The sequence below is a fragment of the Mesorhizobium tamadayense genome, assembly GCF_003863365.1.
Classification (GTDB): domain Bacteria; phylum Pseudomonadota; class Alphaproteobacteria; order Rhizobiales; family Rhizobiaceae; genus Mesorhizobium; species Mesorhizobium tamadayense.
The window spans coordinates 1-797 of record NZ_RQXT01000187.1 but is presented as its reverse complement, the minus strand read 5'-3'; the positions used below and the strand labels follow the sequence as shown (position 1 = coordinate 797).

Genomic DNA, 797 nt, shown 5'->3' with positions numbered 1-797 from the left:
GGTGCAAGCTCGACAGGACTACGCAGCCACACGTGTGCGGATTTCTCTCAGATAAGGGATGGAATCGACCGCGCCGGTCTTCTCAACTGCGAGGGACGCCGCAGCACACGCGAACCGGGTGGCCGCCTCTGGATCGCCGCAGCGCAAAAATTCAGCCAGAAAGGCACCATCAAAAGTGTCACCAGCAGCCGTCGCATCCACAAGTTGCGCTGGGTAGGCGGGTATCCGAATTCTCATATCGCCACCAGCTACAATTGCGCCTTCGTCGCCTAGGGTCAAAAGGACCGTTTTGACGCCGTGTCGAAGGAATTCGTCGCAAATGGCATCCGGATCCGATAGCCCGAGCAGGGCTTGAGCGTCCTCCATGCTCGGAAAGAGAAAGTCTATTTGTGGCAATGAAGCTGACAAGGCTTCCCACGCCGCTGCCGGCGTCCATAGACTGCGCCGCAGATTGGTATCAAAGGAAACCTTGGCGCCTGCCGATCTGGCCATCTCCATCGCTGTAAACGAAGCGTCTCGGCAAGACTCGGAAATAGCCTGTGATATCCCGCTAAGATGAAGGAATGACACGCCCGCGAACATGCCTGGTGCGAGATCACTGCTTGCCAGGCGGCTGGCAGCCGAGCCGGTGCGCCGATAGGAAAAGCTATGACCATCAGGACCATACTCTATGAAATAGATACCGGTTGGCGCGGCAGCATCACGGATGACATGCGTCGTTGCGATGCCTTCGTCGAGATACAGCGACCGGATACGCTCGCCCAGGCTGTCCTCCCCCAGGCGGGTTATCATCCCTG

At 58.1% G+C, this 797-nt stretch carries 1 protein-coding gene; it reads right to left on the bottom strand.

The features are described from left to right. Nucleotides 1–18 precede the first annotated feature (18 nt). Nucleotides 19–797 (bottom strand): sugar kinase (locus EH240_RS37165; protein ID WP_148101191.1); only part of this gene is annotated, 779 nt, incomplete at its 5' end.